The 18,358-nt window shown below is 60.2% G+C and carries 14 protein-coding genes and 4 pseudogenes; 12 read left to right on the top strand and 6 right to left on the bottom strand.

The features are described from left to right. Positions 1-203: 203 nt before the first annotated feature. The 3 genes and pseudogenes from NKJ01_RS26875 to NKJ01_RS26865 all read right to left on the bottom strand — a co-directional run bounded on the left by NKJ01_RS26875 (position 204) and on the right by NKJ01_RS26865 (position 3,505). Entirely contained in the window at positions 204-2,354 is a 2,151-nt protein-coding gene (locus tag NKJ01_RS26875) for a ParB/RepB/Spo0J family partition protein (RefSeq protein ID WP_352732607.1), read from the bottom strand. Positions 2,355-2,706: 352 nt separating this feature from the next. Further along, positions 2,707-3,045 (bottom strand): annotated as a pseudogene (locus NKJ01_RS26870) (hypothetical protein); the annotation flags it as partial. Between the two features lie 196 nt (positions 3,046-3,241). Continuing rightward, positions 3,242-3,505, bottom strand: a complete 264-nt coding sequence (locus NKJ01_RS26865; RefSeq protein ID WP_352732653.1) for a hypothetical protein — start codon at positions 3,503-3,505, stop codon at positions 3,242-3,244. Positions 3,506-3,984: 479 nt separating this feature from the next. Between NKJ01_RS26865 and NKJ01_RS26860 the strand changes: the two genes are divergently transcribed. From NKJ01_RS26860 to NKJ01_RS26820, 9 genes and pseudogenes are all read left to right on the top strand, one after another. Continuing rightward, a complete protein-coding gene (locus tag NKJ01_RS26860) occupies positions 3,985-5,067 on the top strand; it encodes an ABC transporter ATP-binding protein (RefSeq protein ID WP_352604539.1) in 1,083 nt (360 codons plus the stop codon). Between the two features lie 36 nt (positions 5,068-5,103). Beyond that, complete coding sequence (locus tag NKJ01_RS26855; protein WP_352732603.1) at positions 5,104-6,429, top strand: ABC transporter substrate-binding protein; 1,326 nt, start codon at positions 5,104-5,106, stop codon at positions 6,427-6,429. Positions 6,430-6,522: 93 nt separating this feature from the next. Continuing rightward, complete coding sequence (locus NKJ01_RS26850; RefSeq protein ID WP_023761783.1) at positions 6,523-7,461, top strand: carbohydrate ABC transporter permease; 939 nt, start codon at positions 6,523-6,525, stop codon at positions 7,459-7,461. A 1-nt stretch (position 7,462) separates the two neighbouring features. Further along, positions 7,463-8,356: a carbohydrate ABC transporter permease gene (locus NKJ01_RS26845; protein WP_023761782.1), complete on the top strand. Its 894-nt coding sequence runs from the start codon at positions 7,463-7,465 to the stop codon at positions 8,354-8,356. Between the two features lie 378 nt (positions 8,357-8,734). After that, positions 8,735-9,907, top strand: coding sequence for an MFS transporter (locus tag NKJ01_RS26840; RefSeq protein ID WP_352732599.1), 1,173 nt, complete (start codon positions 8,735-8,737; stop codon positions 9,905-9,907). Between the two features lie 136 nt (positions 9,908-10,043). Continuing rightward, positions 10,044-10,250, top strand: a pseudogene (locus NKJ01_RS26835) (ABC transporter ATP-binding protein); the annotation flags it as partial. 338 nt (positions 10,251-10,588) lie between these two features. Then, entirely contained in the window at positions 10,589-11,338 is a 750-nt protein-coding gene (locus NKJ01_RS26830) for an SDR family oxidoreductase (RefSeq protein WP_352604543.1), read from the top strand. Positions 11,339-14,055: 2,717 nt separating this feature from the next. After that, on the top strand, positions 14,056-14,298 hold the full coding sequence (locus tag NKJ01_RS26825; protein ID WP_352486265.1) for a DUF982 domain-containing protein: 243 nt from the start codon (positions 14,056-14,058) through the stop codon (positions 14,296-14,298). A 226-nt stretch (positions 14,299-14,524) separates the two neighbouring features. After that, positions 14,525-14,743 (top strand): hypothetical protein, encoded by a 219-nt coding sequence (locus NKJ01_RS26820; RefSeq protein ID WP_352486264.1) that lies wholly within the window; start codon positions 14,525-14,527, stop codon positions 14,741-14,743. Between the two features lie 247 nt (positions 14,744-14,990). Here the strand turns inward: NKJ01_RS26820 and NKJ01_RS26815 are convergent, their stop codons facing one another. Together NKJ01_RS26815 and NKJ01_RS26810 are read right to left on the bottom strand one after the other, a co-directional pair. Beyond that, positions 14,991-15,380: a hypothetical protein gene (locus tag NKJ01_RS26815; protein ID WP_352604547.1), complete on the bottom strand. Its 390-nt coding sequence runs from the start codon at positions 15,378-15,380 to the stop codon at positions 14,991-14,993. Positions 15,381-15,669: 289 nt separating this feature from the next. Further along, the gene (locus NKJ01_RS26810; RefSeq protein ID WP_352732595.1) at positions 15,670-15,969 is read right to left on the bottom strand and encodes a DUF1236 domain-containing protein; all 300 of its coding nucleotides are present in this window, start codon (positions 15,967-15,969) and stop codon (positions 15,670-15,672) included. A gap of 604 nt (positions 15,970-16,573) precedes the next feature. Between NKJ01_RS26810 and NKJ01_RS26805 the strand changes: the two are divergent. The 3 genes and pseudogenes from NKJ01_RS26805 to NKJ01_RS26795 all read left to right on the top strand — a co-directional run. After that, positions 16,574-16,765, top strand: a pseudogene (locus NKJ01_RS26805) (Arm DNA-binding domain-containing protein); the annotation flags it as partial. A gap of 173 nt (positions 16,766-16,938) precedes the next feature. Beyond that, on the top strand, positions 16,939-17,139 hold the full coding sequence (locus tag NKJ01_RS26800; RefSeq protein ID WP_023761775.1) for a hypothetical protein: 201 nt from the start codon (positions 16,939-16,941) through the stop codon (positions 17,137-17,139). A 102-nt stretch (positions 17,140-17,241) separates the two neighbouring features. After that, positions 17,242-17,667, top strand: a pseudogene (locus tag NKJ01_RS26795) (DUF899 family protein); the annotation flags it as partial. A 134-nt stretch (positions 17,668-17,801) separates the two neighbouring features. Here NKJ01_RS26795 and NKJ01_RS26790 read toward each other — a convergent pair. Beyond that, positions 17,802-18,164: a hypothetical protein gene (locus tag NKJ01_RS26790; protein ID WP_352732593.1), complete on the bottom strand. Its 363-nt coding sequence runs from the start codon at positions 18,162-18,164 to the stop codon at positions 17,802-17,804. Between the last annotated feature and the right edge of the window lie 194 nt (positions 18,165-18,358).

The following is an 18,358-nucleotide window of genomic DNA, read 5'->3' as shown; positions in this document are numbered from 1 at the left end:
CTCTGGAGAGTTGGCTTTCTCATCGGCGTCCGCCGGGGCGTCACCCCGGTCGATGGTTCATTTGACCAACTTCTGTTCCAGTCGAACATGTCGATCTCCGTGAAAGGAGGGCCCGGGCGCGCTATGGCGGTCCCGGGCTTGAGAGTGAGTTACAGCCGGAAAGGCCCGGCGGAATGCCGGGCCCGGTGCGAGCGTGAGGCCGATTATTCGGCGGTCTGGAGGTGGTCGGCCTTGTCGCCGTCGATGGTCACCGGCTCATCGCGGGACGGATCCGCATCGTCGGCGAGGAAGGCCGGCAGCTCGGTGGCATCGCCGTCGAGAGCTGACTCGTGCGACATGTCGTCGGCGACCGCATCGCCAGAATCGGTAGCCATTTCATCGACCTCAACGCGCAGCGGCTCTGGAAGCCAGTTGGACCCTTCGAGAAAACGGGCGGCCTCACGCGCCATGCTGTCCTTCTTCATGTGGTCGATCAGCTGCGCAGATTCTATGCCACGAGCTTCACTGACAGCCTGTAGAATCCGCGCTTTGGTGAGCCTCCCGAGGAACTCGACCGAAGGCGTCCAGCCGGCGTTGACCATGTCGAACTGGAGCGAGCGGCCAAGCATGTCTGCATGCTGGAGCGCCTTCGCTCGCCTGTTCCAGGGTTCGACCACCGCATTGAGGGTTAGCGAGACGCAGTGCGCCAACAGCGCCTTGCGGCTTGCTTCGTCGAGGCCGAGAAGGAAGTCCCACAGGCCTTCTGCCTCATCGGGCAAATCGCGATCCCACGCTTCGTGCCGCTCGGCGATCTCCTTGGCCCAGGGCGTCTCAGCAAGACCCTCGACCTGACTGAAGCTGCCGCTCTTCAGGCTGATCTCAAGGCAGGTGTCCGGCGCGAAGCGATAGAAGACCTGCAGGACGAAGGCGTGGAGTGCGGCGACGAAGGCCATGTCGACGTCACCGGCGAGTGCGTTGCGCAGTGCCAGCGTCCGCTGCGCGGTCAGGTCGAAGACGAGTCGATCAGGCAGCGGCTTGATGCCATCGTCCTCGCTGTCGTCACTAGCGCTGTCGTTCACTGGATTGCCGTTGACGACAACACCATCGCCACAGTCGTCGCCACTGGATCGGGTTCCGCGGTCGGCGCGTCCTTCCTCGCCCTCATCGACGTCGCCGGTTTCGGTCCGCGGCTCGTCCTCCGATCGCACGAAACCGGCATTGACTTGAAGCTGACCATTCGCAGCGAGGGTCACGAACACACCGGCAATGGCCTTGTGGGCGGGATCGTAGCTTTGGGGACGATCATCGATCGCATCGAGCTCGGCACCCAGCTGGTCGAGCTTCGCCTCGATCGCTTCGTCGGCATCGTCGGCCTTGGCATAGTCCGCATCCAGCTTGTCGTATTCGGCCTTCAGCGCATCGTAGCGTTCGATCTCCCCGGCGCTGAGTTCCTCCGCCTCGGCATAGATGCGCCGCATGCCGGAGGTATGGCCGTAGGGAAAGCTGATCGCCGCCTCGACCCATTTCCACCCTTTGGCGCGGATCGCCTCGGCATCCATCTTCAGCTTGTCGAAGACGAGCTGCTCGAGGAGCGCCGCATCCTGGAACCAGCCGCCGGAATCCTGCTCGAAGAGATCGCGCAGGATGACGCCGCCGGCCGCCTCATAGGCCCCGGCACCGACATAGACGGCCCGGCGATCATCGGCCCGGACCGTCGTCTCCGTCAGCAGGCGTCTGATGTAGTACGGCTCCTGCATGTGCGAGCTGGCAATTCGCTCCCAGACCTGCTCCTGGCGCGCGTGATCGTCCGAGATCGAGAAGGCCATGATCTGTTCGAGCCGGATTTCGTCCTTCTCGTAGAGGTCGAGCAGCTTGGGTGAGACCGATGCCAGCCGCAAGCGCTGCGTCACCGTGGCTGGCGACACGAAGAAGCGCGCGGCGATCTCTTCCGGATCGAGGCCCTGATCGCTGAGTGTCTTGAACGCGCGAAACTGGTCGAGCGGATGAAGGTCTGCACGACGCAGGTTCTCTGCAAGCGAGTCTTCTTCGGCCGACGTCTCGTGCCTGCGGTTGACGATGCACGGGATCAGCTCATTCTTGGCCAGGCGCTTCTGCTGGATGAGCATACCGAGTGCGAGATAGCGCCGGCCGCCGGCGGGCACTTCGAACGTGCCGGTCTCCTCGCCCTCGCCGTCGAGCACGGGCCGAACGTTCAGGCTCTGGATCAGCTTCCGCCGTCCAATGTCTTCGGCCAGTTGCTCGATCGACACGCCGTCCTTGATGCGCCGAACATTCTTCTGCGACAGCATTAGCTTGTCATAGGGAATATTCTCGGCGGCGTTCATCGCGATCTTCTGAATGGCGTTCTTTGCCATGGTCTGGTTCTCCGTGACGGGCGGCCCGGGGCCTCTCCCTGAACCTCCAAACCCGTCTAGAAACTCCCTCCCTCCTCTGTCTCCAGGCCTCACGCCGCCGCCGGCCGCCTGCCGCCTGCCGCAGATTTTGATGGGTCGAAATGATGATGCCCGCCATGGTTTTGGCTTGCTGATCTCTTCGCGACGACGACGCCGAGGGCCCCAGGGTGTTGGCGTGGTCCATCTCCCGGCACATGACCGTCCGGACAGAAAAGGCGCCGTCTTCGTGCTTTTGAGGACGGAGCTGGGATTAATGGACATGACAGATGTGCGGCCGGCGCGCGGAGGTCCTCCACGCCAGGCGTCGGAAGGATCACGCAGCGAAATCGAGAAGCTTCTTGGCCTTGCCCTCCATCTCCAAACGATCAACCTGATACGACTTGTCGCGCGCGACCCGCGTGATGCCCTGTACGAAGTCGAAAATTGATTTCGGCGGCCGGCCTTCCTCAAGCAGCATAGTATCGATGATTCTTGCTGTGTCGGATTTGGAGAAGCAGCGCTTGCGCAGGAAGCTCTGGCGATCTTCATCATGCCGAGCGACGATCCGTTGCCGCGCCGTCTTGATGCCGTTGACGAACGGCGTAGGCGAGGAATCGGCAAACTGGATCAGCGCCAGTCCAGCTTCCAGAGCGAAACGGGAGGCTGCGTACCTCAGTCGCTGCGTAGGATTTTCGCTTCTATCGCCGCTGCAACGAAGGCTCGTTTCGCTACCGGCGTCTGGGCTTCACCACGCAGGACCTGAAGAAAAACATCCATAGCCAGTTTTGCGTTTCGCCAGACTCCAGCGAAATAGAACCAGTCACCGTCGGCGAGCGAGAAGCTATAGGCCTTGCCCCCGCTTTGGAGCCTCAACTCGGATGCCGGAACGAGGCAACGACGACTGGGAAACGTCCGACCGCGCAACGCGCCGTTGATACCAGCAGGGTCTCCTTAATGATCGCGCCGAGCAGATGAAGACGCTGGAAATCGAGAACGGACGCCTCGAGTTGCGGGCGGTACAATCCGAACTTCGACATCTCCAGCGACACCACGACTCTCAACGCATCTGATCGCGATGGTTTGTGTTCCTCGTCGACGATCTGAACCCGATGGAGCCCTTTTTGAAACGACACCTACCGCCGGCTCTTGCGTGAAAGAATACCCCTCAGCGAAGGCGCTGGCAAATGGTGGCGCCCCCTCAATCGAAGCGGCTGAGCAGGATTGACAGGCTCCCGTTTTACGCCCGTGCTTTTCGTGGAGCGCTTATAGAAACGCCTGAATGTCAGCAGGAAATATCCAACTGCAATACAATAAGCGTGAGGACAGCCCGAGCGAGCGCCAGCCAAATGGAACCAGACGCCGTTGGCATAGGTGTCCCGCGCCCTTCGGCCGCGGGTTTACGGCATAGACCCGTCGTTCTGCGGTTGTGCATGGCCGCTTTACAGGTGGAATTGGTAGCGCTACGGTTTCAAGGTCGCGTGACCCAGGGGGATCTGGGGCAGACGTCGCCGACGCCAGTGGTGGATTGCCGCACTGCCGGCATCCGTTTCAAACCACGCCTGGTAGAAACGGCTCCCCGTGACATTCGCAGGGGACCATCGGGAGGAGTTCGATGGCGTCTGTCGCGATTGGCGATGTCTACAAATCGTTCGGGGCCACCGAGGTCCTGCATGGTGTCAGCGTCGATATAGAAGACGGCGAGTTCGTCACGCTGGTCGGACCGTCCGGCTGCGGGAAATCGACACTTCTGCGGATGATTGCCGGCCTGGAAAAGATTTCGCGCGGCCATATCTCGATCGGCAGCCGGATCGTCAATGACGTTGCTCCGAAGGAACGCGACGTGGCCATGGTCTTCCAGAATTACGCGCTCTATCCGCATATGACGGTTGCGGAGAACATGGCGTTCTCGCTTATGCTCAAGGGTGTTCCGAAGACGCATAGCGATGCAGGCGTCAAGCGGGCAGCCGAGATCCTCGGGCTGGTTGCTCTGCTGTCGCGCTATCCGCGGCAGCTTTCAGGCGGCCAACGTCAACGCGTCGCCATGGGCCGCGCGATCGTGCGCGATCCGCAGGTGTTCCTGTTTGATGAGCCGCTCAGCAATCTTGATGCCAAGCTCAGGGTGCAGATGCGCGCCGAGATCAAGGAGTTGCACCAACGGCTGAAGACCACGACCGTGTATGTCACGCACGACCAGATCGAGGCCATGACCATGGCCGACAAGATCGTGGTCATGCATGACGGTATCGTCGAGCAGATCGGGCCGCCCCTGGAACTCTACGACCGGCCGAACAACCTGTTCGTCGCAAGCTTCATCGGTTCTCCCGCCATGAACATGCTCAAGGGAACTATCCTGACCGAAGGCACGCCGCGCTTCCAGGGCGAGGGAGGGATTTCGGTGCCTTTATCCGGGCTGTCCTCCATCGGCAATGGCGAGCCCGTCGTGCTGGGGATACGGCCCGAGCATTTGCGGCTGGACGACAATGGCATTCCGATCACCGTGGTGGTCATCGAGCCGACCGGCTCGGAAGTACAGATCATCGGCCGGACGGCGGGAGGCGAGGACGTTGTGGCCAATTTCCGGGAACGCCATTCCTTCGCGCCGGGAGAAACCATCCGGTTGTCGGTCGAGCCTGGTCTCGTTCATCTCTTTCACGGCGAAACCGGCAAGCGCATCGATCAGCCCCCGCAGCGGTAAGCGACACGCAACGAGGAAAGACAGGAGGAAACGAGCATGAAATTCACCAGACGCGACGTGATCCGCACGACCGCCGGCGCCGCCGCTGGCGCCTTGGGGAGTCGGTTCGTCGGCTCCCCGGCCTTCGCCCAGGAGGGCTTGAAGTACAAACCAGAGGACGGCGCGAAGCTCAGGCTGCTGCGCTGGTCGCCTTTCGTGCAGGGCGACGAGGACCAGTGGCTGAAAAACACCAAACGGTTTGCCGAAGTGACGGGGGTGGAGGTCCGCGTCGACAAGGAGAGCTGGGAAGACATTCGCCCCAAGGCTGCGGTCGCCGCCAATGTCGGCTCCGGTCCGGACGTGATGTTTGTCTGGTTCGACGATCCGCACCAGTACCCCGACAAGCTGCTCGACGTGACGGAACTGGGCGATTATCTCGGCAAGAAATATGGCGGCTGGTACGATGGGCCGAAACAGTATGCAGCGCACGAGGGCAAGTTCATCGGCCTGCCTCTGGCCACCATCGGCAACGCCATCGTCTACCGGGAAAGCTGGGTGAAGGAGGCCGGTTTCGCGGAGTTTCCGAAGGACACGGCCGGCTTCCTCGAGCTGTGCAAGGCACTCAAGGCCAAAGGCCATCCGGCCGGCTTCACCCACGGCCATGGCGTCGGCGACGGCAACAACTACGCGCACTGGCTGCTGTGGAGCCATGGCGGCCAGATGGTTGACGAGAAAGGCAAGGTCACGATCAACAGCCCCGAGACGGTCAAGGCGATCCAATATGCGCAGGAGCTTTACAAGACCTTCATTCCCGGGACCGAGAGCTGGCTCGACGTCAACAACAACCGCGCCTTCCTGGCCGGCGAAGTGAGCGTCATCGCCAACGGGATTTCCGTCTACAACACCGCCAAGGTCAACAAAGACAAGGATCCGAAGCTGACCGAGATCGCCAAGGACATGCGCACAACCAACATGCCGATCGGTCCGGTCGGGAAATCCGTCGAGCTGTTCCAGGTGACCACGGCCGTCATTTTCAACTACACGCCCTACCCCAACGCGGCGAAGGCTTATCTGCAGTTCATGTTCGAGGATCCGCAAATGTCGGACTGGATCACCTCCTCGGCGTGCTACTGTTGCCAGACGCTCAAAGCCTTCGCCAACAATCCCGTCTGGAAGGCCGATCCGAACAATGCGGCTTACGCGAAAGCCTCGGAAACGCTGCGTCCCAACGGCTATGCCGGGCCGCTCGGCTACGCCTCGGCCGCCACCATGGCCGACTATGTTCTGGTCGACATGTTCGCCAAGGCCGTGACTGGCCAGGCCACACCGCAGGAAGCGATGGAAGAGGCGGAAAAGCGCGCCAACCGCTACTATCGCGTTTGACCACAGCTGAGCCGGGCGGCCGACCGCGCTGCCCGGCTCGGTTTCGGCGGCGGCTTGCACCGCCATGCAACCAGACTTCACGAGGAGCCACCCATGGCCGTGAATTCCGCTGCGGTTCGGCCGCGCCCGTCGATCCTGTCGCGTCTGGCCGAAAGCCGCAATGTCCTCGGCTTCGGCTTCATGCTGCCGGCGGCGGCGCTGCTGCTGGTTTTCCTGACCTACCCGCTCGGGCTCGGCGTCTGGCTCGGTTTCACCGATGCGCGCATCGGCCGCCCCGGCATCTTCATAGGCATCGAGAATTATGAATATCTGTGGAGCGACAGCGTCTTTTGGCTCTCGGTCTTCAACACGCTGCTCTACACGGTCAGCGCCTCGATCCTGAAGTTCGTGCTCGGGCTCTGGCTGGCGCTCATCCTCAACCAGAACCTTCCCTTCAAGTCGTTCTTTCGCGCGGTGGTGCTGCTGCCCTGGGTGGTGCCGACGGTGCTTTCGGCGATCGCCTTCTGGTGGATCTACGATTCGCAGTTCTCGATCCTGTCCTGGGCGCTGCAGCAGATGGGACTGATCGACCATCGCATCAACTTCCTCGGCGACCCGACCAATGCCCGCGCCTCGGTCATAGCCGCCAATGTCTGGCGCGGCATTCCATTCGTCGCAATCACTCTGCTCGCCGGCCTGCAGACCATCCCGCAATCGCTCTATGAGGCCGCCACCCTCGACGGCGCCAGCCGCTGGCAATTGTTCCGCCACGTGACCCTGCCGCTGCTGACGCCGATCATCGCCATCACTATGACTTTCTCAGTATTGTTCACCTTCACCGATTTCCAACTGATCTATGTGCTCACTCGTGGCGGCCCGGTAAATGCTACCCATCTGATGGCGACATTATCCTTCCAGCGCGGCATTGCCGGAGGCCAGCTCGGCGAAGGCGCGGCAATCGCCGTCGCCATGATCCCCTTCCTGCTGGCGGCGATCCTGTTCAGCTATTTCGGCTTGCAACGGCGCAGATGGCAGCAAGGCGGCGGAGACTGACATGGCCGCGATCAAGCAAGCCGAGCGCATTGACACCGACGAAGGCGGCATGGGCTACCTGCAAAGCCTGCCGCGCCGGGTGGTGACGGTCTATCTGCCGCTACTGGTGTTCATGATCGTGCTCCTGTTCCCCTTCTACTGGATGACGATCACGGCGATTAAGCCGAATGCCGAGATGACCGACTATGCGAACCACAATCCGTTCTGGGTGGTTCATCCGACATTGCAGCACATACGCTATCTGCTGTTCGAGACCTCCTATCCTGGCTGGCTGCTCAACACGATCATCATCTCGACCGCCGCCACTTTCCTGTCGCTGTTGGCAGCGGTGCTGGCGGCTTATGCGATCGAACGCCTGAGATTTTCGGGCGCGCGCCAGGTCGGCCTCGCAGTGTTCCTGGCCTATCTTGTACCGCCTTCGATCCTATTCATCCCGTTGTCGCTGATGGTGTTCAACCTCGGCCTCTATGACACACCGTTCGCGTTGATCCTCACCTACCCCACCTTCCTCGTCCCGTTCTGCACCTGGCTGCTGATGGGCTATTTCCGCTCGATCCCGTTCGAACTGGAAGAATGCGCTCTGATCGACGGCGCGAGCCGCTGGCAGATCCTCACCAAGATCGTGCTGCCGCTGTCAGTACCCGGCCTGATTTCGGCCGGCATCTTCGCCTTCACGCTATCCTGGAACGAGTTTATTTACGCGCTGACCTTCATTCAATCGTCGGAAAAGAAGACGGTACCGGTCGGCGTGCTCACCGAGCTGGTTCGTTCCGACGTCTATGAGTGGGGCGCGCTGATGGCAGGTGCGCTGATCGGCTCGCTGCCAGTGGTGGTGCTCTATTCATTCTTTGTCGAGTACTACGTTTCCTCAATGACGGGCGCGGTAAAGGAATAACGTCGTGCGACCGACAGCGCTCGCGAAGACGATGATCCCATCGTCGCCCGGGCAACAACGCCGATGCCCCTGCCAAATTGCAATCGTCACCTCCTACCTCTACCCCAAGCAGGAATGCGTCGAGGCGATGGTGCTGGAGACCGCCCTCCTCATTTCCGGCTGCCATTTGGGCGATGTCGGCGCACGGCATGGAGGCGAGCTAAGAGAGAGCGTGGTGGGGCGGCGGCGGCAAGCAGCGTGGGCGCGGCAATACGCTTGTCGCGGGTGATGATCGCGGATCGGATCATCAACGCCGAGGTCCCCATTCGCACAGGAAGCATCATTCTGCAGATCCCAATCCCCCTGTAACGCGATGCGCGTTCGTGGCAGAACTTTGGCATGGCACGCCTTCGCCCGCTGCTGGCGTTTTTAGCGCTCTATGCTGCAATGTATGCTGCATTCGGGACAGCGTCCCCGTTCTGGCCACGGTATTTTGAGGCGCGCGGTCTAACACCTGAAGAGCTGGGCGTTCTGTTCGGGCTAGGCAACGCAGCCCGGCTGATTGCCGGACCGCTCGCCAATCGAATAGCAGACCTTCTCGGCGCCCTGCGCATCACCCTGGCGGTCTGCATCGGGATCGCGGTGGCGGCGACGCTTGGGCTGGCTGCCGTGCAAGGCCTCTTCCTTCTGTTGATCGTCTATCTGGCCCAGTCAGCCGGCCTGGCACCGATCACAACCCTCGCCGACGCCCTTGCGGCGCGCGCATCGGTGCGCGATCCGGTTTTTGAGTATGGTTGGGTGCGGGGTGCGGCATCAGCAGCCTTCGTTGCTGGCACTCTCGCGGCAGGCCAGGTGCTCGGAGTTTTGGAACTGGGTGCGATCATATGGATGTACGCCGCGCTGCTCGCCGGCGCGTTGGCTGCCGCCGCGCTGGTGCCGGAATCAGACACCGGCGCCGAGCGGGCAGCGGACCCTATCGGGCAAAGCGCAATCGGCGGGCTGCGCGAGCTGCTCGGTCTTGCGATTTTCCGGCGCATCGTCCTGATTGCGGCGCTGATCTATGGCAGCCATGCCATGCATGACACCTTCTCGGTCATCCGCTGGACAGCGGCCGGGGTCGGAACGGTGGCGAGCAGCATACTTTGGTCGGAAGCCGTCGCAGCGGAGGTAGTGGTGTTCGTTGTGGTCGGGCCGATCCTGCTGCGCCGGCTTGGGGTGGCCGGGGCCGCTGCTCTGGCCGTGGTGGCCGGAATCCTTCGCTGGGTCGTGGAAGCGGAAACGGCGACGATTTGGATGCTTGCGCTCGTGCAGCCGCTTCACGGCATTACGTTCGCACTGCTGCATCTTGCCTGTATGCGTGTTATCGCCAGCAGTGTGCCCGCACATCTTGCCGCCACTGCGCAGGCCTTTTACGCGATCGGCCCGGGGCTGGCCACCGCGGGCCTCGTTTGGGTGTCAGGTCAGCTTTATGGAGCGTATGGCCCGCCCGGGTTCCTCATGATGGCGGCACTCTGTGTGCTGTCCCTCCCGCTGGTGACTCGACTTCGTGAAAGACCCCCAACATCGGATTGACACGTATGGACGATGGTCGCAACGCCGGGCCTGTTCCACGCCTTCGGCTTCAGCGGACACCGGCTCTTGGTCGGTTCAACCTTAAGCCCGTGCGCCAGTCGGGTTGGCATCTCAGTTATCCCCTCGCGCTTTATCGGAAGCCGCCGACAGTGGCCGTGTCGCGATCGACAGCAAGCCGATCGATGGTGTCGGCGCCGAGCGGGCGGTGATCTTCCAGGAACCGCGTCTGTTGCCTTGGCTGACCGTACTCGGCAACGTCGGCTTCGGTCTCGAGGTGCGGGGCGTCGCGAAACTGGATGCCGAGGAGAAGGCCCGCTTCTACATCGCGCTCGTCGGTCTCGCCTAATTCGCCGACGCCTTTCCCCGGCAGCTTTCCGGCGGCATGGCCCAGCGCGTCGGCGCCCACGCCTCGTCGCGGCTACGCAGCGCTGCTCGCCGCCTATCAGACTCTGGTTCGAAGTGGGAAGCCCATAAGACGCTCTTCAGAATTGGCACCGTCCAGCGATATTGCACGGACGTCCGGCTCGTCATGACAGCTGGAATGTTGTCACTCATCTCGTTGGGTCCCGCGATTTTTTATTTGGCCAAGGATGGCTGCTGTCCTGTTGAACGCGTAATGCTGAACGCGACTGTAGTTTAGAAGCCCCCCGGGTGGGGGGCGACCGTATGAGGAACTCCGTCATGCCCAGACTGCGGAACAAAGCTACGCTGATCACCGGCGGCACCAGCGGCATCGGGCTCGCAACAGCACGCCGCTTTCTCGAGGAGGGTGCTCGCGTTGCGATCACCGGCACCAACGAGGGCCGTCTGGACGAAGCCCGCAAGACTCTCGGCGACAATGTGCTCATCATCGCTGCCGATGCGGGCAGCGTTGCCGCCCAGGATGATATCGCCCGACAGCTGGGAGCGGCATTCGGCAAGCTCGATGCTGTCTTCGTCAACGCTGGCATCGTTGACTTGCGTCCGCTTGCCGACTGGAGCGAGGCGGCCTTTGACCGGAGCGTTGCCATCGATCTGAAAGGACCTTACTTCCTGGTCAAGGCCTTGGTCCCGCTCTTTTCGAATCCGGCATCAATCATTCTCAGCGGCTCCGTCAACGCACACATGGGAATGGCTGGAACGCACGTCTATTCGTTGGCAAAAGCCGGAATGATTTCGTTGGCGCGAACGCTCTCCGGTGAGCTGATAGGGCGCGGCATCCGCGCCAATGTGATCAGCCCGGGCCCGATAGACACGCCGCTCAACGACAAGCTTGGTCTCGGTCCCGCGGAAACGAAGGCGCGGGCGAACGCTGTCGTCGGGATGGTCCCGGCCGGCCGTTTTGGGACGGCCGAGGAAATTGCCAATGCGGTGGTGTTTCTGGCATCCGACGAATGCCGCTTCATGGTCGGTTCTGAAATGCTAATCGATGGCGGCATGAGCATCATGTGAGAACTCGGCCGAGCGATGGATCTCGAACTGCGGCTCACGCCAACGCGGCAGTGGCGAGAGGGCGCCAAGGCAGAGCACGGCTTCTCGAATGCCCGGCCTTTCTGGCCTGCCGATCGATCCTGCCGGGCAAATCCGAGATGGGGTCGAGACGCGACCTTCGCGCCAACACTGGCGGAGTCCGCAAGTGGCACCACCATGACCTCCAACACGCTCGCCTGCGACGTCAGCTTTCAGGAACGGCAAAGCGGATCTACACGGCCGAGATTGGGCGTTGCGATCATTGGCAACGCCGAGAACGAGACCCAAAGGGTCAAAGAAGGCTACTCAAGAAGAATTCGCTGAGGCCCGAAGCCCCTCTATCTTGACGCGCATAGTCGACGTGCATTCATTTCAGGCGCGGCGGCAGCCGATTGGTTAAACGTCAGGCTCGAACTTGCGTCACCAGCTTCATGAAAGCCCCGATCGGGCGAACCCCCTCACGCGCGTTAAGACATGTTGCGAAGGATTCGGTGAATGGTTTGTGGTCCGCGATAGACAATAGCGTCAGACGGTGGTCGAACTGGAACTCGGTCTTTGACACAATGCCGGCGTTCTGTGGCTCTTCCGCCGTATTATTGCTGGTGAGATTCGACCAGCCGTTTCAGCCACATAAACGCGCGAGCAAGGCTTAGCGAAGTGACGCTGGACAGCGGCGGATGCGGTTTTCCGACGATTGCTCGAGCCGCCCCCGTGCTCCGTACCTGACGATGCCGAGCGAGCCGCTGTTCGCGGAGCCCTCTGCACGATCCCGCCTGATAACAAACACCTCACGCCGGCTGTGCGGGGCGGGATCGTGAACCCCCGCTGGTCGAAGGCCTTATCATATTGTTCAACACCGTCGAGAACCTCAGCGCCTCTCTCGGTGTGAGGCCCAGAAAAACATAGCCGTCGAACTCGGCCACGTTCTCTCGTACGGCATCCCAAACCAGCCATTCTCCGCTGGGGTCGCACAGCGGCTCGTAAGGGCCCCTGCCCATTAGGGTCATTTTACCGATTCTAACCTCCTGGACGCACCTGCAACGCTTCCTCGATCCATAGAGAAGAGCGTGCAGCCATGCAGCGGGCACGGCGTTGTCATCCCCTGGTTTGGGGTGCGAGGACACGCTAGGCCGCCAGCAATAACGGGGCTTCGCCGTTTTTCCCCTCTGGCATCCCTCGCGCCCGATTAACATTACAATTATCTAATACAATAATCTTGCGCCGCCACCAAGTCAAACCTCGAGGCCACCTCGAGTTTTGTCGTAGGGTGCGACTGCGTTTTGTTGTCTGGCTGCTTGAGCCGCCTTTCGCGACCGCTGGTCCACGGAGTCGCGTTGCGCGATTATTCACAGCGCGGCAGCGTGCTGAGTTCTGTAAAAGCAGCCGCAACGACAGCGAGACCAGTTCGGTCTCTTCGCGAAGCAGCTTCTGTTCGTTCGGCGCGGCTTCGCAAGAGGTTCCGCATCTCCCATGGTTTCAAGCGATTCGACGGCCGCCGATCTCCACCTGCCCGCGGGCAAGCGCACGATCGACGCCTGATTTCAACGATCGGCTTCAAGGCTTTGCCCAGGCTTGGCGGAGGTCGACCTGTCGATCGATGATGTCGAGACCACGCCTGGAGATCCTTCCGCCGTTCGATTGAGTTCCGCATGCAACGGCAATCCTGACCATGTCCGGTTGGCAGGCAATCGCCGTGCTCGATGAAGCGGTTCGTCGCGGCATAAACATCAGGACTTCAGTCTTAGTTGAGCTATTGCTAATATGCCGATAGCTTAGCAGCGAGGGGGCGAATCCTGGCGCTCGTAGCTCAAACAGAACAGAGTGGAGGCTCGAATGGGCGATGACAAGCTCTGGCATGGTGCCATTCACGACCATCAGGTCGGATATTTCGCTTCAAAGAACGGTTTGACTACGGACCTGGCTTGGGAGTTGATCCTAAAATACGGCAACAACCGAAAGGCCGTGATTAAAGCTGCGCAGGATTTGCTCTGGCAACATGGCCGACCACCCGCATGCTCCCCTGTAGAGCCCCCACCGCCCTTGGCGAAGAGCGTGGGCCGACGAAAGCGGTAGCTTGCAACGCTAGCTGCGAGACTTTGGCGTTTTGAAGACGGCCAAGGACTTCATAGGCAGAATGCGCTGTTCATCCGGTGGAACGGGACAAGTTGTGGCCGTTTGGAGGCTGAAACGCTCTAAAGCAGCCTACCGAGCGCAATGATGGCCTGGAAAAGCCAGTCTGAAAGCTTCCGACTACGCGGTAGCGTCCGACGTCGACCTTGTAACCGGCCCGCTCGTTAGCTTGGGCGTGTGAATTTCCATCGGGGTCATGGCTGTCACTCCTCGACGGGCGCCGGGAGACTCTCTCCCGAACCTCCACCCACTCTTCCTCTCTCGGATCGCGTGCCCCAGAAGCTCCGGCAATTGCGGCAGCGGCCACGTCAGGGCTGACAGCCAGGGGAAGGCTTGGGCTTCAGGAAGTGCGCCCACGGGACCAGCGCCGCTTCACCTTCCGGAATCCGCTGTCCACAAGAAAACCGGAACCCACCGAGATATGGCGGCTTGCTGAAATTGCACAGGCAATTTGTGTTGAGATTGAGCAACTGCAAGTTCTCTTCGAGTTTAGCCATACATGTATGAATTGACGCGACGTCATGATACGCGAAGACCGGGATCGAAGTCGGAACTGAGAGAGTAATTGCATGTCGAGCAGGTTCGTCCGGCCCGTGGTGGTGCAAATTGGCCGGCATGACGGTGAGCGCGTCGTATTCGATGTGAACGACGCAGCCACGATCCTGCTGCGGAGTTTCCCTCATCAGACGAAGAAGAGAAAACTGGCTATGGATGCATGCCTTCAGGTTCTGCGTGGTGAAGCCCGGACGCCGGTAGCGAGACGGGCCTTTGTTTCAGCGGCGTTAGAAGCGAAAATCCTACGCAGCGACTGAGGTCCAGATGATATTAGCCTCAATGGCTCCCAGAGTGACTGGGGAAGCAGAGCCTCACGCCGTCGCACAGTGAGATCGGGATTTGTGCAGACGAAGCTGAGACCGGGATTTGTGCAGACGAAGCAGAGCGCCGAGTCCTGCCGCCATGGGAAACAACCGATGTTCATCTGCCTGACTCGACAACCGCCAGGAAGACGGCAATATTTGCGTTGAACGGAGATAACATATGCGAGATTTGCCGGGCGACATCGATGCGGACGTTGTGATCGAAGTCAGTCGGTTCCTCGATGATGCCGAGGATCTCGCGCCTTTGCCGGTGCATGAACTGGTCAAGCGGATTCGTACGACACTCCAGACCCGCCTTTCCGATCAAGCAATCGAAGAACTGGTGGTCGAGATGGCGTCGAAACGTGGTTTGCCTATGGTCTTCGACAAGCCAGCATAGTCAATTCTTCCAGAACACTTGGAAATATCGGCAAAGGCGGGCGGCGAATTGTCGTTGCCTTCGAATGAGCGGGAAGAATGGCAGGTCGAGAAAACGGCCATGGATCAGTCTTCCGCATGCCGGGCTGGCGAAGATAAGCCATGGGCTTGACAGCCTGTCATCATGGTTCTCATTTCACCGGTGAAGTGGCAACGCAGACTGCACAATCCTGGCAGCGAGACCGCCCAATCAGCGCTGGGCGTAGTCGTCAGTTTGCCCGTTTCTCGCGCGCAAGAAAAAGGCCGGACCAAAGGTCCGGCCAAGTATGAAGGTCAAAGACCTCCAGAGGGGAACGCGCCGGACGATGGGAGGAAACATCCGACGCACCGCGCATGTAGGTCAGCAAAGGTGAGACTTCAACGACAGCCGGTAGGCCACCAGACTTGGTCATCTTGGTGCACTGAAGCTTTGCGTGCCTGATGCGCTTGCCGAAATCACATGGGTGGTTCAGCCAGCCGAGCCCAATAGCGGTCCCGGCAGGACGATTAGCTTCGCTGATGTTCGAGCAAGTGAAAGCATCGTTCCAAGTCGCAAGCGACGCCTGGCATCTGAAAGGCAAGAAGATCGGGTAGTCCGACTGACCCGGCTTGTCGGGCATCGCATCTCCTATGCGAGAGCAAAGCCCGCGCCGCTTGCAGGAAGCGCGGGCCGATCGGGAGCCCGGTGAAGATCCCGATCTTCAGCAACGATGGGGTTAGCATCGTCTGCCGCAGCACGAATAGTTAGAGATCACTAATGTTTCGTCAAGCCGACTTTGCAGGGGTGTCGAAACACGCCTGCAGCGTGCCTCGTCCTGGCCGAGTGTCAAAGCCCGCAGCCCGCCACCTTAGAAGCGGTGACGGGCCAATCAGGAAGGGTAAGGAGTGCTACGTTGCGCTACGTGTTCGTCAATCGTAGACCTTCACAATTTTTCGGGTTCCCGGATCCACAAGGACGGTTCGGTTGTCGATCACAGCATAGTGATATTTGACATTGGGGATTTCGTGAACCTCGACGGTTTCGGGCAGAGCCGTACCCACATTGAGTTCGACACCGGGAACCTTCACAGAAGCGAGCGGCTGCTTCTTAACATATTCCCTTACGACCGTGTCCTGTTCAGGCGTGATCACAACGTCCTGAGCTGCAACTGCGCCGACGCCGGCAAGCAGCAGAACCGCAGCAGCGGCGATCTTGAAATTGGTTCTCATGTTTCAATGCTCCTATGGAGTGCGTTGCCCCGCCCCGCCGAACTTGATTGAATTCAAAATGTTCCTCCCCTGGACCTTAGTCCACGTAATGACTGGACCTAGGTCTGAGTTGCCACGGCAACGGTTCTGACGTTCTGACCGCCTCGCCCAGTTCGAGGCGTCATTTGTCGCACTGTTGGGAGAAACGTTTGCGCGCTTGTGGAAACGCCAAACAGGCGACTTCATACCTGATGAAATTAGCTAGCTGTGAGCGCCTTTGCCGCTGGAAGCACTAAGAAGGGTCGAAAGCCTCTTAAATATCTCCGCGTTTCAGTCGACCGCAGCCGCCTCCAATTTTCCAGCGCGCAGCAGGTATTGCTAAGCGACGGAGAGAGCGCCCGCCAATGCGGTGGCCAGGGACAGTCCTGTTTTTCGATCAAAACAGATGGTTATGAAGTTTCAACTGTCCAGCGATGTCGATTGAGGTTCAACCAAATCCGTCTACGTTGTGGGGCGAGTTCGAGATCTTCGATAAAGCCCCAGGGCCAGCACCCAGGAAAAGCAACTTAGCGCTCTCCAGCTCAAGCAGAAGCTATCTCCCGGCAGATACACTGATGGAAATGGACTTTATCTGATTGTTGACCCATCGGGCGCCAAGCGCTGGATACTCTGGGTCGTCGTCCAGGGACGGCGGCGGGACATAGGGCTGGGAGGTGTCTCGCTTGTCGGTTTGGCGGAGGCGCTCGAGGAGGCCAACCACATGCTCTATATGCTCAAGAACAAGAACCTCAGCGACGCGAAAGCCAGGATCACCTGATCCTCGCCACCTGAGTCGCATGGCGGGCAATCAGCGGCTGCAACCAAATCGACTGAAGCTCGTTGTACCTTGTCGAGTTCTGTACGTTTCCGACAAATCTCTTGCGAAGTAGCGTACATTGGGTAAGATGGCCCGCGGACGGCCTCTCGACTAGTCCTGCGATGAGGCGAGCCATGGGCAATAACGATCTGTCCGTCGTCCTGCGCGATGCTAGGTTTCTCCTGCTTCAGATCCGAAGGTCCGTCTCATCGGGCGGTCACATTGAGGCTGTGCCGGAGTTCGACGCGCTGGTTGGCGTGGCAGTTGACGAGGCCACGCGCAAGCTGTCCGCTTTGGATAATGAAAAGCCAAAGCGAGGCGATTTGCCCGACTAGCGAAAACATATCCGGCCGAGCTGTCCGCCGTTGAACTGGCAGCGTATTGTCCCAGCTGATATGGCCGCGAGCGGGAGATAACTGTGGGCGATTGCGAGGGCCGCCAACCAGCATTTGATGCATCACGATGTCTCCCTCGTCGTGTGCTCGCGCGCTCCTCTTACCGAATTGCTGGATTTCAAGGCGCGGATGAATTGGCAGTTCGATTGGGTGTCGTCATTCGGCAGCGATTTCAATTTCGACTTCCAGGTATCGTTCACGGAGGATCAGATCGCCTCGGGGAAGGTGTTGTTCAATTTTGAAGAGGTCGCGATGACAGGGAGAGATCGCGCTGGAGCGACCGTTTTCTGCAAAGATGGCGATGGCGAGATTTATTGCACTTTCCACGTGCGATGACGTGGCGGCGAGAACCTGATCGGTACATACAGCTATATCGACCTGACCCCGTTCGGCCGCAATGAAAACGGGCCGTCCCATACGCTTGGCGATTGGGTCCGTCCTCATGACGAGTATGATGCTCGATGCTAATCCCGGCGGCGGCGCGTGGTCACAATCCTCGCTGAATGAGGGTCTGTAACGACCCTTAACTTGATCCAGCCAATGCCGGCCGAGCTGCTCGCGCGAGAAGTGGAGCACCAGGGCGTCCCTAAAGGGACTCCTTTTCAATTCATCACCCCGGAGAGCACCACCATGCGCAAGCAGATCAACCATGCCCGCTGCCACGCCTCCTTCAGCACTACGCGCTCAAGAATGCCACCAGATCGGCAGCGGCGCGTTCCGCCTTCTCCAAGGCCTTCGTCCACACTGACGCTCCCGATGTCGTCATCAAGGTCGGCAAACTCTACAGCAAGCGCTGCGGCCTCACCGATGGCTTTCCGCGCTTCGCCCAGCGCCTGCTCGACGGCGACATCCACCCGAAGTTCTTCGCCAAGATATACGGGCTGGTGGTCGACGCCGCCCAAGGCGTCTTCTGGTGCGTCATGAAGCGCTATCCGAAGATGCGCGGTGGCAAGAAGACGCACCATGCACAAGGCCATCACCGGCAGAACCTAGGAGAGAAGATGTTCAAGAATGGTGAACCGGGTGCAGCCCAGGCGGTCCCAGGCACGGTCCATACATTTCACGTCATTCAATCCAGCCTCGGCGTCGGGATCGGTGGATTTATCTCCCATCCTGGGCCCCCGCCGCAGGCGCTCTCTAGATCTCGGCTAACAGCCTG

Source organism: Mesorhizobium sp. M0276, assembly GCF_040321755.1.
Lineage (GTDB): Bacteria > Pseudomonadota > Alphaproteobacteria > Rhizobiales > Rhizobiaceae > Mesorhizobium.
Note: the sequence above shows the minus strand (reverse complement) of the source record. Positions and strands in the feature narration are given on the sequence as shown.

Excerpts from the sequence above, each read along its gene's own strand:
- NKJ01_RS26860 (WP_352604539.1), top strand. The coding sequence starts at position 3,985 with ATGGCGTCTGTCGCGATTGGCGATGTCTACAAATCGTTCGGGGCCACC.
- NKJ01_RS26850 (WP_023761783.1), top strand. The coding sequence starts at position 6,523 with ATGGCCGTGAATTCCGCTGCGGTTCGGCCGCGCCCGTCGATCCTGTCG.
- NKJ01_RS26790 (WP_352732593.1), bottom strand. The coding sequence starts at position 18,164 with ATGGTGCGTCTTCTTGCCACCGCGCATCTTCGGATAGCGCTTCATGAC.
- NKJ01_RS26875 (WP_352732607.1), bottom strand. The coding sequence starts at position 2,354 with ATGGCAAAGAACGCCATTCAGAAGATCGCGATGAACGCCGCCGAGAAT.
- NKJ01_RS26855 (WP_352732603.1), top strand. The coding sequence starts at position 5,104 with ATGAAATTCACCAGACGCGACGTGATCCGCACGACCGCCGGCGCCGCC.
- NKJ01_RS26845 (WP_023761782.1), top strand. The coding sequence starts at position 7,463 with ATGGCCGCGATCAAGCAAGCCGAGCGCATTGACACCGACGAAGGCGGC.
- NKJ01_RS26830 (WP_352604543.1), top strand. The coding sequence starts at position 10,589 with ATGCCCAGACTGCGGAACAAAGCTACGCTGATCACCGGCGGCACCAGC.
- NKJ01_RS26810 (WP_352732595.1), bottom strand. The coding sequence starts at position 15,969 with ATGAGAACCAATTTCAAGATCGCCGCTGCTGCGGTTCTGCTGCTTGCC.
- NKJ01_RS26815 (WP_352604547.1), bottom strand. The coding sequence starts at position 15,380 with ATGCCCGACAAGCCGGGTCAGTCGGACTACCCGATCTTCTTGCCTTTC.
- NKJ01_RS26840 (WP_352732599.1), top strand. The coding sequence starts at position 8,735 with ATGGCACGCCTTCGCCCGCTGCTGGCGTTTTTAGCGCTCTATGCTGCA.
- NKJ01_RS26800 (WP_023761775.1), top strand. The coding sequence starts at position 16,939 with ATGGGCAATAACGATCTGTCCGTCGTCCTGCGCGATGCTAGGTTTCTC.
- NKJ01_RS26820 (WP_352486264.1), top strand. The coding sequence starts at position 14,525 with ATGCGAGATTTGCCGGGCGACATCGATGCGGACGTTGTGATCGAAGTC.
- NKJ01_RS26825 (WP_352486265.1), top strand. The coding sequence starts at position 14,056 with ATGTCGAGCAGGTTCGTCCGGCCCGTGGTGGTGCAAATTGGCCGGCAT.